General features: G+C 36.9%; 13 protein-coding genes and 1 other annotated feature. Of the genes, 4 read left to right on the forward strand and 9 right to left on the reverse strand.

The window, feature by feature from the left end; translation table 11 throughout:
• Window positions 1-40 precede the first annotated feature (40 nt).
• On the forward strand, window positions 41-244 hold the full coding sequence (locus tag V7S50_RS06080; RefSeq protein ID WP_000559978.1) for a hypothetical protein: 204 nt from the start codon (window positions 41-43) through the stop codon (window positions 242-244).
• 27 nt (window positions 245-271) lie between these two features.
• On the opposite strand, the gene V7S50_RS06085 is transcribed toward V7S50_RS06080, so the two are convergent.
• Window positions 272-1,918 (reverse strand): peptide ABC transporter substrate-binding protein, encoded by a 1,647-nt coding sequence (locus V7S50_RS06085; RefSeq protein ID WP_242250970.1) that lies wholly within the window; start codon window positions 1,916-1,918, stop codon window positions 272-274.
• A 352-nt stretch (window positions 1,919-2,270) separates the two neighbouring features.
• Here V7S50_RS06085 and V7S50_RS06090 point away from each other — a divergent pair, with 352 nt between their 5' ends.
• A complete protein-coding gene (locus V7S50_RS06090) occupies window positions 2,271-3,716 on the forward strand; it encodes an MATE family efflux transporter (RefSeq protein ID WP_242250969.1) in 1,446 nt (481 codons plus the stop codon).
• Window positions 3,717-3,847: 131 nt separating this feature from the next.
• Here the strand turns inward: V7S50_RS06090 and V7S50_RS06095 are convergent, their stop codons facing one another.
• The 5 genes from V7S50_RS06095 to V7S50_RS06115 all read right to left on the reverse strand — a co-directional run bounded on the left by V7S50_RS06095 (window position 3,848) and on the right by V7S50_RS06115 (window position 9,539).
• A complete protein-coding gene (locus tag V7S50_RS06095; protein ID WP_199677682.1) occupies window positions 3,848-4,783 on the reverse strand; it encodes an ABC transporter ATP-binding protein in 936 nt (311 codons plus the stop codon).
• Window positions 4,776-5,819 (reverse strand): ABC transporter ATP-binding protein, encoded by a 1,044-nt coding sequence (locus V7S50_RS06100; protein ID WP_046958313.1) that lies wholly within the window; start codon window positions 5,817-5,819, stop codon window positions 4,776-4,778. The genes V7S50_RS06095 and V7S50_RS06100 overlap by 8 nt, the downstream gene beginning before the upstream one ends.
• 18 nt (window positions 5,820-5,837) lie before the next feature.
• Window positions 5,838-6,854: an oligopeptide ABC transporter permease gene (opp3C, locus tag V7S50_RS06105; RefSeq protein WP_063224612.1), complete on the reverse strand. Its 1,017-nt coding sequence runs from the start codon at window positions 6,852-6,854 to the stop codon at window positions 5,838-5,840.
• Window positions 6,851-7,780, reverse strand: coding sequence for an oligopeptide ABC transporter permease (gene opp3b, locus V7S50_RS06110; RefSeq protein ID WP_063224613.1), 930 nt, complete (start codon window positions 7,778-7,780; stop codon window positions 6,851-6,853). The genes opp3C and opp3b overlap by 4 nt, the downstream gene beginning before the upstream one ends.
• A 127-nt stretch (window positions 7,781-7,907) precedes the next feature.
• Window positions 7,908-9,539 (reverse strand): peptide ABC transporter substrate-binding protein, encoded by a 1,632-nt coding sequence (locus V7S50_RS06115; protein ID WP_063224614.1) that lies wholly within the window; start codon window positions 9,537-9,539, stop codon window positions 7,908-7,910.
• A gap of 319 nt (window positions 9,540-9,858) precedes the next feature.
• On the opposite strand from V7S50_RS06115, the gene V7S50_RS06120 reads away from it, so the two are divergent.
• Together V7S50_RS06120 and trpS are read left to right on the forward strand one after the other, a co-directional pair.
• Window positions 9,859-10,239 carry a DUF3899 domain-containing protein gene (locus V7S50_RS06120; RefSeq protein WP_199677683.1) on the forward strand — a complete coding sequence of 127 codons (381 nt, stop codon included), beginning with the start codon at window positions 9,859-9,861 and terminating at the stop codon, window positions 10,237-10,239.
• 105 nt (window positions 10,240-10,344) lie between these two features.
• Window positions 10,345-10,561, forward strand: a binding site (T-box leader).
• Between the two features lie 75 nt (window positions 10,562-10,636).
• Window positions 10,637-11,626, forward strand: coding sequence for a tryptophan--tRNA ligase (gene trpS / locus V7S50_RS06125; protein WP_098557372.1), 990 nt, complete (start codon window positions 10,637-10,639; stop codon window positions 11,624-11,626).
• A 281-nt stretch (window positions 11,627-11,907) separates the two neighbouring features.
• Here the strand turns inward: trpS and V7S50_RS06130 are convergent, their stop codons facing one another.
• The 3 genes from V7S50_RS06130 to fabF form a co-directional block, all read right to left on the reverse strand.
• Entirely contained in the window at window positions 11,908-12,654 is a 747-nt protein-coding gene (locus V7S50_RS06130) for a YjbA family protein (protein ID WP_063260232.1), read from the reverse strand.
• 142 nt (window positions 12,655-12,796) lie between these two features.
• Complete coding sequence (locus V7S50_RS06135; protein WP_199677684.1) at window positions 12,797-13,585, reverse strand: DUF2268 domain-containing protein; 789 nt, start codon at window positions 13,583-13,585, stop codon at window positions 12,797-12,799.
• 105 nt (window positions 13,586-13,690) lie between these two features.
• Window positions 13,691-14,929: a beta-ketoacyl-ACP synthase II gene (gene fabF / locus V7S50_RS06140; RefSeq protein ID WP_000412643.1), complete on the reverse strand. Its 1,239-nt coding sequence runs from the start codon at window positions 14,927-14,929 to the stop codon at window positions 13,691-13,693.
• Between the last annotated feature and the right edge of the window lie 20 nt (window positions 14,930-14,949).

Below are 14,949 nucleotides of genomic sequence, written 5' to 3' on the forward strand. Positions count from 1 at the left end.
ATACAATAAAAATACAGACAGGCAAAGGGGGAATTTGCAAATGATTGCTTTTTTTATTGATTTTGTCACTGTTGCGGCCCTCATCATCGGAATAACAGCATTGATTGGTGTCATTACAAATAGCATCGGTGAAAAACTCTTTGGCGGAAAAGAAAAGATGAAGTTTGTTAATAAAAGCTTGGATGTCCAATCCGGCTGGAATCAAGTTGGCGGGAAAGGCATTTATAAGAAACGTACGTATTAAAAAAAGCAGGCGGTTAGCCTGCTTTTTTTATTTTTCTACAGATGCCCACTTAAAGCTTAATTCGCCGCCATATTTGTGGATATATACATCTTTAATTGTTTCTCTTTCTAATATAGATCTACCACGTTGGAATACTGGTGCAATTGCTGCATCCTCAAATAAGATTTTTTCTGCTTTTAACAGGTCATTCCAACGTCCTTTTACATCCGAACCTTCTTGCTTTGCCTTTTTAATAAGGTCATCATACTGGGCATTAGAATAACTCATTTTATTTTGTGAACCATCTGTTATAAACATATCAAGGAATGTGATTGCATCAGGGAAATCAGGTCCCCATCCAGTAAATGAAATATCAAACTGTCCACTATCTTCAAGTTTTAATTTTTGTGCAAATGGCTGCATCTTAATTGTTACTGTTAGACCCGGTAAATTCTTTTCTAATTCTCCCTTTACATACTCACCAATTTTCTTAGATTCTTCATTATCAAAGTTTAAAAATTCTATTTCTATTTTATCTTTACCTAATTCTTTCTTTCCTGCTTCCCAGAATTTTTTAGCTTCCTTCACATCGACTTTTGAAAGTTTTCCATTTTCTTTTCTGAAATCCTGCTTATCTGGTCCCTTAACAAAATCAGATGGTACTAAACCGTAAGCTCCCTTAGAACCGTTGTTTAAAATAACCTCACCAATACCATCTCGATCGTATGCACTAGAAATAGCCTTACGAATATTTTTGTTAGCTAAAGCTGGATTTTTTTGATTAAAACGTAAGAAGAATACAGTTGGATCATTAATTGTTTTAAAATCTTGTTGCCCTTTATACTTATCAACTAATTCCGCAGATAAACCAACTCTGTCAATCGCATTCGTATTATACAAATTAACAGCTGCTCCTGTATCTTTTACAACATTAAAATTAACTTCTTCTAATTTCACTTCTTTTTGATCCCAATAGCTTGGATTTTTCTTTAATCGGAAACTTTGTTCATGTTTCCATTCATTTAATACAAATGGACCGTTATACAAAGTTGTATTTGCTTCCAAACCAAATTTTTCTCCCTGTTCTTTCATATACTTCTCATTTAATGGGAAAAATAGTGGGTACACCGTTAAATCAAGAAAATATGGAACTGGATTATCCAATTCAACTTCAAATGTATAATCATCTATCGCTTTTACACCTAATTGATCCGGTGATAGCTCTCTTTTATTAATTTTCTCTGCATTTTTCACATCAAGCATAATATATCCTGATTTCGCTGCCGTATCAGGGTTAACTGCTCTTTGCCATGCATATACAAAATCTTTTGCTGTTACAGGATCACCATTCGACCATTTAGCGTCTTCACGCAATTTAAATGTATATTTTTTACCATCTTCAGATTTCGTATGGGATTTCGCTACCCCCGGAACTAACTTATCGCCTTTCCCAAGTCGATATAGCCCTTCCATTGTATTATTCATAACTTTTGAAGAAGCAGCATCCGAGGCAAGAGTTGTATCCATTGTCGGAATTTCAGACACTTCTGTTAGATTAATGACTTGCTTCGCACCGCTTTTCTCGCTATCCCCTTTTGCGTTCGCTTGCGGCTCATCTTTTTGGTAGCTACATGCCCCTAACATCATGCTCATCGCTACTGTTGATACTACAAAAACTGGCATCTTTTTTTTCATACTTCCACCCTCCACAAAAATGTTAGCCCTTTCATTTTCAAACAAAAAGAAATATATATATGTTCTAATAATTCATATTATACACACAAATATATTTTTTGTATATTTATATTTCTATTTCATTAAAATTTTCTGTTAAAAAATAAACCTTTGTAAACGTTTCATATTGCTGTTTTTCCTTACTAAAGCGTTGAAAATAGTTATTTTTATATTTTTCTAAATTATCAGAGCAAAACAAAATTTATATCTCATAATACTTTTCGCATAATTATCCTTCTCTTTTTATCATAAAATAGCGCTCCCTTCATAATAAAGATATGTAGGTTAAAATGAGTGCAAAGGATAAGAAAGTATGTTACGATACACTTTGCTAAAAATAGATATCGGTAAAGAGGGGACGGACATGACAGCAATTCAGGCAAAAAACGGGCCTACTGAGAAACTAAGTTTATTCTTATTAACATGGCCTATTTTTCTAGAAGTTTTTCTATTTATGTTAATGGGGATCGCTGATACTTTCATGTTAAGTGCATTATCAGACGATGCTGTATCTGGGGTTGGTGCAGCGAATCAATATCTCCATATCGCTATTTTGGTACTAGAAGTCATCGGGAACGGCGCAGCTATCGTCGTATCTCAATACCTCGGTTCCAAACGTTTTATGGAAGCATCTAAAATATCAGCTTTAGCCGTCACATTAAATTTAGTGGTCGGACTCGTTATAAGCGCTGGTTTTCTTTTATTTTCAAAACATATGATGATGGCAATGAACTTACAAGGCGATGTACTCATGTATGCACAAAGCTATTTATCTATCGTCGGAGGAGCTATTTTCCTTCAAGCTATTATTAATTCATTAGCCGCAATTATCCGCGTACATGGCTTCACAAAGCAAGCGATGTTTATTTCACTTGGAATGAATATTATTCATATCGCTGGAAACTACGTACTCATTTTCGGGAAATTCGGTTTTCCAGAACTCGGTGTACAAGGGGCTGCCATTTCTTCTGCTGTCAGCAGGCTAATCGCACTTATCGTTTTCTTCTGGTTACTGTACCGCGTTATGGAATACCGTGTGAAATTACAATATTACTTCACCTTATCAAAAGAATACATCGGGAAAATTTTAAAGATCGGGATTCCATCTGCATTTGAGCAGGTTATGTATCAAGCTTGCCAAATTGTCTTCTTATACTATGCAACATACTTAGGAACAGAATCATTAGCGGCTAGACAATACGCTACTAACATCTCTATGTTTACTTATTTATTCGCTATTGCAATCGGTATGGGAACAGCAATTATTATCGGGCGCCTCGTTGGCGGTGGTGAAAAAGATGAAGCGTATGAACGTGTATGGAAAAGTGTAAAATGGGCAATTGGAGTCACTTTATGTATGGTTGCTCTCGTTATTACATTCCGCACACAATTAATGGGGCTATTTACAGATAATCCGCACATTATTACATTAGGTGCGTCAGTTCTTTTACTAAGTGTACTACTTGAAACGGGACGTACGATGAACATCGTTATCATCAATTCACTTCGTGCAGCTGGTGATGCAAAGTACCCAGTTTTAATCGGTGCATTCTCTATGGTGTTAATGAGTTTACCACTCGGTTACTTTTTCGCCTTCCATTTAGATATGGGGCTCATTGGTATTTGGCTAGCGATTGCTATTGACGAATGGACGCGTGCCATTATTATGTTCTTCCGCTGGAAAAGCAGAGCATGGGAGCGTTATGCACTCGTTACACCTGAAGAAAAAGAAGAGACTGTTTCTGTTCAGGTGCAATAACACTCGTTTAATCAAGATGAATTCATTGGTAAATAACATTTATATTCACTTACCAACAAATGTTAACAATACAACTGTTTATATAGTAGAAAAAGAGCCATCCTTCTGTAACGGAAGAATGGCTCTTTTGATTATTGATAAATCTCTTTATATTTCTTATATTCCGCTTCAGAACATAACACGAAATGTCCTGGGCGAATTTCACGCATTGTTGGTGCTTCACTACCATAATCATGCTGTGACGGATCGTATACAATACGTTTACGATTACGCTCATAATCTGGATCTGGAAGTGGAATTGCTGATAATAGTGATTTTGTATATGGATGAATTGGATTCGCATATAACTCATCACTTGTTGTTAGCTCAACGATTTGACCACGATACATTACGCCAATGCGGTCACTAATGTATTTTACCATTGATAAATCATGGGCAATGAATAAGTATGTTAAACCTTTTTCTTTTTGTAACTTTTTCAGTAAGTTTACAACTTGCGCCTGGATTGATACGTCAAGTGCTGAGATTGGCTCATCGGCAATGATAAATTCAGGTTCTACAGCAAGTGCGCGTGCGATACCGATACGTTGACGTTGTCCACCTGAGAATTCATGCGGGAAACGGTTTGCGTGCTCTTTATTTAAACCAACTGTATTTAACAGCTCATGAACACGTTCCATACGCTCTTTTTTGCCTTTTGCTAATCCGTGAATATCAATACCTTCTGCGATAATATCCCCTACTGTCATACGAGGATTTAATGATGCATATGGATCTTGGAAAATCATTTGCATTTTACGGTTGAACTTCTTCAGTTCTGCGCGTGATTTTTTACCATGTACATTTTCACCATCGAACAATACTTCACCAGCAGTTGCATCATATAAACGAATAATCGTTCTTCCAGTTGTCGATTTACCACAACCTGATTCTCCTACAAGACCAAATGTTTCTCCGCGGTAAATATCAAATGAAATATCATTAACCGCTTTGACAACACCACCACTCACGTCGAAGTGCTGCTTTACATTTTTTACTTCAATTAATTTCTCACGTTGTTTAGTCATGTTGTTCACCTGCTTTCATTTGAAGAATGCGTTTTTCAACGACTGCCGGCGGTTTTACTTCTGGAGCTTGCTCGTGAAGTAACCAAGTTGCCGCATAGTGTGTATCACTTACTTTAAATAAAGGTGGGTCCATTTCAAAATCAATTTTCAGTGCCTGTGGGTTACGTGGTGCAAAAGCATCTCCCTTTGGCGGCTTCAATAAATCTGGAGGCGTTCCAGGGATTGCATATAGCTCTTCTTCTGAACCATCTAAACTTGGCATAGATGCAATTAAGCCCCAAGTGTACGGATGTTTTGGATTGTAGAAAATTTCATCTACAGTTCCGATTTCAACAACTTTACCAGCGTACATAACTGCCACGCGATCAGCAACGTTTGCCACTACACCTAAGTCATGCGTAATGAAAATGATTGCCGCTTCTGTTTTTTGCTGAATGTCTTTCATAAGCTCTAAAATTTGCGCCTGAATTGTAACGTCTAGCGCTGTTGTCGGCTCATCGGCAATTAATAATTTTGGGTTACAAGCTAACGCCATCGCAATAACTACACGCTGTCTCATACCACCTGAGAATTGGTGAGGATATTGTTTTAAGCGCGCTTCCGGATTTGGAATACCTACAAGGTCGATTAATTCTAATGCAACTTTACGTGCATCTGCTTTACTCATTCCTTGGTGTTTAATAAGGCCTTCCATAATTTGATTTCCAATTGTCATCGTTGGGTTTAATGATGTCATTGGATCTTGGAAAATCATCGCGATATCTTTACCGCGCACTTGTTGCATTTCTTTTTCTGTTAATTTCGTTAAGTCACGACCTTCAAATATGATTTCACCGTTTTTAATACGACCTGGAGGATTCGGAATTAATCCCATTAACGCTTTAGAAGTAACTGATTTCCCAGAACCAGATTCTCCTACAATCGCTAATGTTTCTCCTTTTTTCAAATCAAAAGTAACACCGCGTACAGCTTGTACTTCACCTGCATGTGTATCAAAGGAGACTTGCAAATCTTTTACCTCTAGCAATGTTTTCATTTTTACTTCTCCCCTCTTTTACTTACGCATTTTTGGATCTAACGCGTCGCGTAATCCGTCTGCCATTAAGTTGAATGCTAAGATTAACATACTGATGACAACCGCTGGGATGAACATCATATGTGGATACGTTTGAATTGATTTATAACCGTCATTTACAAGAGAACCAAGTGATGCGAATGGTGGCTGAATACCTAAACCGATGAAGCTTAAGAACGCCTCACCAAACACCGCTGTTGGAATTGTAAACATTGTCATTACGATAATTGGTCCCATTACGTTCGGGATTAAGTGTTTTACAATTAATTGTGTATTTGTTGCACCTAATGTACGAGATGCTAATACATATTCTTGGTTTTTTAATTTTAGGATTTGTCCACGAACGATACGCGACATCCCTATCCAACCTGTAATTGCCATTGCGAGTGTAATTGACCATATACCAGATCCCATAATGATTACCATTAAAATAACGATGATTAAGTATGGAATACCGTTAATAATCTCCATAACACGTTGCATAATGTTATCTACTCTACCGCCATAGAACGCTGAAATACCTCCATAAGCAACCCCAATTACTAAGTCAATCGCTGCTGCTAAAAGAGCGATATATAACGATACACGTGTACCTTCCCATGTTCTTGTCCATAAATCGCGGCCAAGATCATCTGTACCAAACCAGAAATACTCTTTAATATCACGTTTTTCATATTGGTCAACGCCATATTGATCTGTACCGTCAAATGGTAGCCAATGAACATTTTCAATAACTGGAATTTTCGGTGGTAATTTCGCACGACCTAAGTCTTGCTCTTTATACGAATGCTTACTTACCATCGGTCCTAAAATTGCTAGTAAGATAATAAGCGCTAATAAAACTAAACCGAACATTGCCCCTTTATGTTGGAACAAACGTCTTCTTACATCTTGCCAAAACGTTAAGCTTGGACGGGCAATGACTTCATTATCAACATTATTTTGATTGGCTTGTTGAAATAAATCTGGAGATAATTTTTGTACATCTTTCATCATTTTTTCCCTCCCGCTAAACGAATACGAGGATCAATAATTCCGTATAAAATATCAACAATGAAAATAACTAAGATGAAAATCGCACTATAGAAAATTGTAGTTCCCATAATAACTGTATAGTCATTCACTGTAATAGATTTAACGAACTGTTCCCCTAGTCCTGGTACAGCATAAATTTGCTCAATAACTAATGTACCTGTAATTAATCCTGCAACCATTGGTCCTAAAATTGTTACAACTGGAATTAACGCGTTGCGAAGTGCGTGTTTGATAATGATAACGCCTTGGCTAATTCCTTTCGCTTTCGCTGTTAAAATGTAGTCAGCTTGCATAACTTCAATCAACTCCGCACGAGCGAAACGTGCAATTGTTGCGATAACTGCCATCGATAAAGCGATTGTAGGCATTACTGTAAACTCTGGTCCTTTCCAGAATGCTACTGGGAACCATCCAAGTTTTACCCCTACGAAATATTGTAGTAATGCGGCGAATACGAACGATGGTACCGACATCCCGAGTACGGAAATAATTGTCGCCCCATAATCGACCCACGTATTGTTACGAAGTGCCGCAATGATTCCTAAAATTAAACCGATAAATGTTCCTAATATAATCGCTTGTAAACCAAGTTGTGCTGATGGTCCAATGCGATCCACAATCATATCTGTTACTGGACGGTTATCATATTGGAATGATACCCCTAAATCACCTTTTGCTAAGTTACCTAAGTAACGTGCATATTGAACTGGCACTGGATCATTTAAACCATATTTTTCAAGAATGATTTCTTTTTGTGCCGGTGATAACTTCTCCTGGTTTTTAAGCGGAGAACCCGGAAGTAATTTCATCAAAAAGAAAGTCAGTGTAGTAATTAAAAATAATGTCAAAGCCATGTACACGAAACGTTTTAATACATAACGTCCCATAGTCAAGCACCTCCCCGTTTTTCTCAAAAGCAATAAGATAGTTTAAAATATTCTTACTTTTATTTTTTAAAAATAAGAGCACATGCCCATCATAGGCATATACCCTTATTCATGATGGAAACCATTTTTAGTTTTTGAGTTCAACCCACTTATAGCTAAATTCCCCGCCATATTTATGTTCTAATAGACCTGTAATAGATTGGCGTTGTAAATAAGCTTTTCCTGGTTGATATACTGGAGCTATCGCTGCATCTTCAAGCAGTTGTTTTTCTGCCTTTAATAGAGCATCCCAGCGAGCTTGTACATCAACTTCTGTTTTTGCTTTTTTAATTAAATCATCATATGCTGGATTTGCATAATTTACTTTGTTTTGTGCATTACCTGTCGTATACATTTCAAGGAATGACATTGGATCCATATAATCTGGACTCCATCCCGCATATGACATTGCATAATCTCCACTTGCTTCAAGTTTTAATTTTTGTGCAAATGGCTGCATTTTAGTTGGAACTGTTAAACCTGGTAAGTTCTTTTCAAATTGGCCTTTTAAGTACTCTCCGATTTTTTTCGCATCATCAGTATCAAAGTTTAATAGCTCTAACTCTACTTTGTCTACACCAAGTTCTTTTTTACCAGCTTCCCAGTATTTTTGAGCTTCTTTAATATCCTCTTTTATAAGCTTTCCGTTTTCTTCACGGAAGTCTTTTCCATTCGGACCTTTTGCTAAGCCTTTCGGAACAAAACCATATATACCCTCTGAACCATCGTTTAAGATAACTTTTCCGATATTTTCACGTTCAAAGGACATTGCAATTGCTTTTCGGATATTTTTATTTGCTAAAAATTTATTCTTTTCATTTAAGCGAATAAATTGTGTAGATGGTCTCTTAATCGTTTTGAAATCAGCATCTGATTTGTATTTATCTACAAACTCTGATGTTAACACTACACGATCAATTGCTTTCGTTTCATATAAATTTATAGCAGTTGAACGATCCTTAACAATATTGAAGTTTATTTCCTCAAGTTTTACTTCTTTATTTTCCCAATACGTTGGATTTTTCTTAAGTTGGAAACTTTGTTCATGCTTCCATTCATTTAATACGAATGGACCATTGTAAAGTGTCGTATTGGATTCTAATCCAAATTTCGCTCCTTGTTCTGTTACAAATTTCTCATTCAAAGGATACAATGTTGGATAGACTGTTAAACTTACAAAATAAGGAACAGGGTTATCTAATTCCACTTCAAGTGTATGATCATCAATTGCCTTTACACCAAGTTCTTCAACTGGCAATTCTTTTTTGTTAACTTTCTCCGCATTTTTAACATCAAATAGTATGTAAGCAAACTTGGCACCCGTGTTGGAATCTACAGCTCTTCTCCAAGAATAAACGAAGTCTTTCGCTGTTACAGGTTCACCATTAGACCATTTCGCATCTTCACGTAACTTAAATACATACTTTTTGCCATCCTCTGATTTCTCATAAGATTTAGCGACACCTGGAACAAGTTTATCGTCTTTCCCCAGACGATATAATCCCTCCATTGTGTTATTCATGATGTTAGAAGATGTTGCATCTGTCGATAACGTCGTATCCATAGTTGGAATTTCAGCTGTCTCAGTTAGATTTAAAACTTGCTTATTTGAGGATTTTTCTTTTGCGCCTGCTTTATTATCCTCTTTTTGGTAACTACAAGCCCCTAACATACTGACTGTCAACGTCGATGCAAGTATTAACGGTATCTTTTTCTTCATGTTGTGTTACCTCCCCTAATTGCACTTCCTGTACCCTCACTTGTAAAAAAGTAGAATTGAAAGAATAATCTCCAAGTTTCTACAATTTTCATTATACATATAATATAACAATTGTGAATATAGTTTTTTGTTTTTTTGTTAAAATTTTTAATAAAATGTTTATTTTTTAATTTTTTTGTAAAGGGATACGTTAACATTGCTACTATCATCTTGAAATCAGACCTTTAATTGCGTATAATTTTCAAAAAATTAATTCTAGTACATATTATAGCTTTTATAGTATAATAATTCTAGTAATATTTTGACGGAGGGGAACATTTTGAATAAAGTTTTTTTTCATACTTGTATACTAATTTTCATAGCGATAATCGCTTCTAGTATTGGCGCATTCCTCGTTTCATCGCAATTTTTGTTGAATTTTGTCAACATCTCGTTTTATATCGCACTATTTTTTATTCTTATAGGCGGTTTTTTATTCATATTTCAAAATGGATTTTTTAACGTAACAATTTACGCTTTCCAAAGAGTATTTGGTACGAACAAAAAAATTGACTCTTTAATTGAAGAAGTAGAGGAACCTACCGATAAGAAAGAACGTATTTATAAAACATATTCATTCAAATGGACGTATCCAATTTGCATTACCGGTATCGTTCTTGGGCTGTTCTCGACTCTCATTAGCTTTACTATTTTGATGTAGTTTGCAAACACTATCCCATATGATATAATAATCAGCAAAACATTTTGTTATAAAACTTTAGTTCTTTCATATTAAAAGAGCTCAGGTAACAATAAATAAATTTATATGTATGCGATGATAAAGAAGAGTACATATTGAGGCAATTTCAGAGAGCTTGTGGCTGGTGTGAACAAGTAATTGTACAATGTGGAATGGGCTTTTGAGCACCAAACCGAACCGAAAGTAGTAGGCTTTGGCGTTATATCCAAACGTTATTATGGATTAGAGAGATTTCACAGTAGTGAAATAATTAGGGTGGTACCGCGGTCCATTCGTCCCTATAGTTTTTGGGATGAATGGGCTTTTTTGTTTGCCTTCTCTTCCCCCATCACGCATTCAAATTTAGGAGGAATTACTTATGTCAGTTATCTTTTCTGGTATTCAGCCGAGTGGAACGATTACACTTGGAAACTATTTAGGAGCTATGAAGCAATTTACAGAGCTTCAAAATGAACACGACTGTTATTTCTGTATTGTAAACCAACATGCGATTACAGTACCTCAAGATCCCGTACAACTTCGTAAAAATATCCGCAGTCTTGCTGCACTTTATGTAGCATGCGGTATCGATCCTGAAAAAGCTACTTTATTTGTACAGTCAGAAGTGCCAGCACACGCTCAACTAGGATGGATTATGCAATCAGTTGCTTACGTTGGAGAATTAGAGCGTATGACGCAATATAAAGATAAAGCATCAGGTAGAGATTCAGTTCCAGCTGGATTACTAACGTATCCACCATTAATGGCTGCTGATATTTTACTTTACAACACTGAAATCGTACCTGTTGGTGATGATCAAAAACAACATATGGAATTAACACGTGACCTAGCAGAGCGTTTCAACAAGCGCTTCCGTGAAGTATTCACAATTCCTGAAATTCGCATTCCAAAAGTAGGGGCTCGCGTTATGTCACTAACAGAACCTACGAAAAAAATGAGTAAATCTGATCCAAATCCAAAATCAATGATCAGCATGCTTGATGAACCAAAAACAATTGAAAAGAAAATTAAGAGTGCCGTAACTGATTCTGAAGGTATCGTGAAATTCGATAAAGAAAACAAACCTGGTATCTCTAACTTATTAACAATCTACTCTTCATTCTCTGGAAAAACAGTTGAAGACATCGAAGCAATGTACGAAGGCAAAGGATACGGAGACTTCAAAGGCGACCTAGCACAAGTAGTCGTAGAAGCAATTCGTCCAATCCAAGACAAATATAACGAACTAATCAGCTCACCAGAACTAGACGAAATTCTAGACAAAGGTGCCGAAAAAGCAAACCGCGTTGCATTCAAGCAACTACGCAAAGTAGAAAACGCAATGGGACTAAGCAGAAAACGTAGGTAACATATAAAGCGGAGGCAGCTCGTTCAGCTCTGACTGGCTAAGGTTCTTTCGCATAGAAGACGCTTTTTGTCTTCTTATGCGGAAGGTTCTTAGACACGAAGAGCTCGCTGCCGGAGCTGGATTTCTATAAAAAGCGGAGGCGACTGCTTAGCCCTGACGGCTAAGGTTCTTTCCCACAGAAGGTGCTTTTTACCTTCTCGTGGGGAAGGTTCTTAGACGCGAAGGGCTAGGAGCCGGAGCTAAGTTGTACCAATTAAAAAAACCGCCAATTGGCGGTTTTTTTAATTTACCTTTTGCTCGTTTTCCATTTCCCATAACTTTTCAAAAAATGGCTGTCCTTTTACGAGACGCTCGCATAATTGTTCGTGCTTCTCAGACCAGCCTGTTTTCGCTTCATCATACAGTTTAGCCCAAATATCTTCAAATTCCATATGTTGTACCATTCCGTATGCTGATGGATCCCACTCTGTGAACCAATAGCGAATTTCTGCTGTGTTTTTCGTTGTATGTAATTGATCTAACGCCATAAATAATAATTGTTTAAGCTGTCTTTCTTTACGAGTTAAGCCATTCATAATGAAAGGTGATGGTGATAAAATATGATGTTCTTTTTCCATTTCTTCTACTTGGAACTCATACTTTTCTGCTTGTACGTTTTCTACCATCTCATATACCATCTGCTCTTGGCGCGGTATAAGTCTGCTCTTTCGAATTGGCACATTGTAACCAATTGTGTCGATCGCAATAATTCCTTTTCCATCTGTAACTACAAAGCAATACTCTTGCTGCAAACGTTCATGATTTTTACGAATATAAGCCTTATGATGTACGTCTTCCAACATTTTTTGCGGAAGCTCTAACAATTCGTCCTCGATGTAATGATATAATGTGGAATCTACTTTTAATAATGGCACTTGATCTAATAGTTCAATCGTATCATCTTTTCGCCATTCGTAAAAATGACAAACGTTATACCCATTCTCTTCACCTTCAAACCAATTTACCCATACATCATGTAGATATAACATTCACTACCCCTCACTTCACTACTGTTTGTATCAATCATTATGTTCAATTTTTCTTAACTTTATTCCACCTAAGGAAATATATTCTAATTATTATTTTTTCTTCTATTAATACGAAAAAAACAGGAAATAGAGCTCCTGTTTTTTATATATGAAATGTATTTGCTTTATTCAATATTTCTTTCGCATCTATAGATAATAAAGAAAGTGTATCTTCTCCTTCAAAAGCTACACAGTCTTTGACAATATGAAATCCAAGTGCATAGCCAAGCATCTTCGGGTAAGAATGAAGTCCATTTAATAAGATGTCGTGCTCCCTTGTTCCTCGTTTTATACTTATTCTTTCATGTACAACATTTTTCCAATAATACATAGCCTCTTCCTTTGAAAGATACGTCGTCCACGGTGCATTGTATTTTTCTGAATATCTTTCCGTTACTGCTTGCTCAGCTAGCCCTTCCATAATCATCGTATCAAGCAATGTATATTCTGTTTCTTTCGTCTCAATTTGATGTAACCTGCATATGTGGTGATATTCATGCGCCAATAAAACTTTTAATTCTTCTACCGAATTCCGTCCACATACGAATAAGAAAATAACGTGACGCATAGATAATCCAGCCCTGCCGTTATACTCTTCTTGTACAGTTCGATTATAAGAATCTGATAATAAAATAAAGACAGGGACATCTGGACCTTTTAACCAACTTTTTAGTTTCTCATACTCCGCACGTAACTCTTTCCAAATTTCCTTTTTCTCTAACTCTTTAATTTCCTGTTCTCCTCGCATAACCGGGCGATACATACCTTTAGAAATTAAAAAGCGATACAACCTTTCTTTTGGCAGCGGGATATACTTCGTAAACTTCTCACAAAGCTTTTCTGGCCGTCCATAATATAGATGTAACCACTCAGCTGTTTCAATAACCCCCATCTTTATCCCTCCTTTTTCTTATGTATATGCAAAAAGAGAAAAAGACGTAAAATAAATAAGGAGTTTTTTCGCAATATATTGCGAAAAAACTCCTTATCCCATCTATTATTTATACGATTTAAATACTAACACTGCGTTATGACCACCGAACCCTAGTGAGTTACTTAATACTGCATTTACTTCTTGTTGTCTCGCTTTATTCGGTACGTAATCTAAGTCACATTCTGGATCTGGCGTTTCATAGTTAATTGTTGGAGGGATTACTCCGTCTGTAATTGATTTAATCGAGAAAATCGCTTCAACAGCACCAGCCGCTCCTAATAAGTGACCTGTCATTGATTTCGTTGAGCTAATCGCTACTTTATACGCATGCTCACCGAACGTTTCTTTAATTGCCATCGTTTCATACTTTTCATTCGCATCCGTACTTGTACCATGCGCATTAATGTAATCGATATCTTCTGGCTGTAGACCTGCATCAGCTAACGCTTGACGCATTGCACGCACGCCTCCTTCACCACCAGGAGCCGGCATTGTAATATGGAATGCATCACCAGTTGCACCATAACCAGCAATTTCCGCGTAAATGTGAGCACCACGAGCTAATGCGTGCTCTAATTCTTCAAGAATTAAAATACCTGAACCTTCACCCATTACGAAACCGCTACGATTTTTATCAAATGGACGGCAAGCTGTTGCTGGATCTTCATTAAATGTTAATGCTTTCGCTGAGCTAAATCCTGCGAATGCCATACTTGTTAACGGCGCCTCTGCTCCGCCTGTAATCATTGCATCTGCATCACCGCGCTGAATTGCTTTAAATGCATCACCAATTGAGTTTGCACCAGATGCACAAGCCGTTACAGAACAAGTGTTAATTCCTTTTGCTCCTGTTGCAATCGATACTTGGCCTGCTGCCATATCTGGAATCATCATCGGTACAAAGAATGGGCTCACGCGGCGCGGGCCTTTCTCAGTAAAAATCTTAAATTGTTCTTCGTATGTTTCCATACCGCCAATACCCGAACCAATCCATACACCAATTCGAGGTCCGTTTTCTTCTGTAATTTCAAGCTTTGCATCTGCAACTGCCATTTTCGCTGCTGCTACTGCATATTGTGTAAAGCGGTCCATACGGCGCGCTTCTTTTTTATCAATATATTTCTCGACTTCAAAGTCGTTAATTTCTGCTGCTACTTTTGCTGGAAACAGTTCTGGATCAATTCTTGTAAGTCGTCCGATTCCAGATACACCCTTTTTAATGTTTTCCCATGCTGTTTCAACATCTGTACCGATCGGTGTAACAGCCCCTAGTCCTGTAATTACGACCCTCTTTTTTTCCATACAAAATACACTCCTTTTTT

Origin of the sequence: Bacillus sp. CCNWLW194 (genome assembly GCF_037120585.1) — a bacterium.
GTDB lineage: Bacteria > Bacillota > Bacilli > Bacillales > Bacillaceae_G > Bacillus_A > Bacillus_A basilensis.

Coding starts and splice junctions, on each gene's coding strand:
- fabF (WP_000412643.1), bottom strand. CDS start 14,929: ATGGAAAAAAAGAGGGTCGTAATTACAGGACTAGGGGCTGTTACACCG.
- opp3b (WP_063224613.1), bottom strand. CDS start 7,780: ATGGGACGTTATGTATTAAAACGTTTCGTGTACATGGCTTTGACATTA.
- V7S50_RS06135 (WP_199677684.1), bottom strand. CDS start 13,585: ATGGGGGTTATTGAAACAGCTGAGTGGTTACATCTATATTATGGACGG.
- V7S50_RS06115 (WP_063224614.1), bottom strand. CDS start 9,539: ATGAAGAAAAAGATACCGTTAATACTTGCATCGACGTTGACAGTCAGT.
- opp3C (WP_063224612.1), bottom strand. CDS start 6,854: ATGATGAAAGATGTACAAAAATTATCTCCAGATTTATTTCAACAAGCC.
- V7S50_RS06095 (WP_199677682.1), bottom strand. CDS start 4,783: ATGACTAAACAACGTGAGAAATTAATTGAAGTAAAAAATGTAAAGCAG.
- trpS (WP_098557372.1), top strand. CDS start 10,637: ATGTCAGTTATCTTTTCTGGTATTCAGCCGAGTGGAACGATTACACTT.
- V7S50_RS06130 (WP_063260232.1), bottom strand. CDS start 12,654: ATGTTATATCTACATGATGTATGGGTAAATTGGTTTGAAGGTGAAGAG.
- V7S50_RS06080 (WP_000559978.1), top strand. CDS start 41: ATGATTGCTTTTTTTATTGATTTTGTCACTGTTGCGGCCCTCATCATC.
- V7S50_RS06100 (WP_046958313.1), bottom strand. CDS start 5,819: ATGAAAACATTGCTAGAGGTAAAAGATTTGCAAGTCTCCTTTGATACA.
- V7S50_RS06085 (WP_242250970.1), bottom strand. CDS start 1,918: ATGAAAAAAAAGATGCCAGTTTTTGTAGTATCAACAGTAGCGATGAGC.
- V7S50_RS06090 (WP_242250969.1), top strand. CDS start 2,271: ATGTTACGATACACTTTGCTAAAAATAGATATCGGTAAAGAGGGGACG.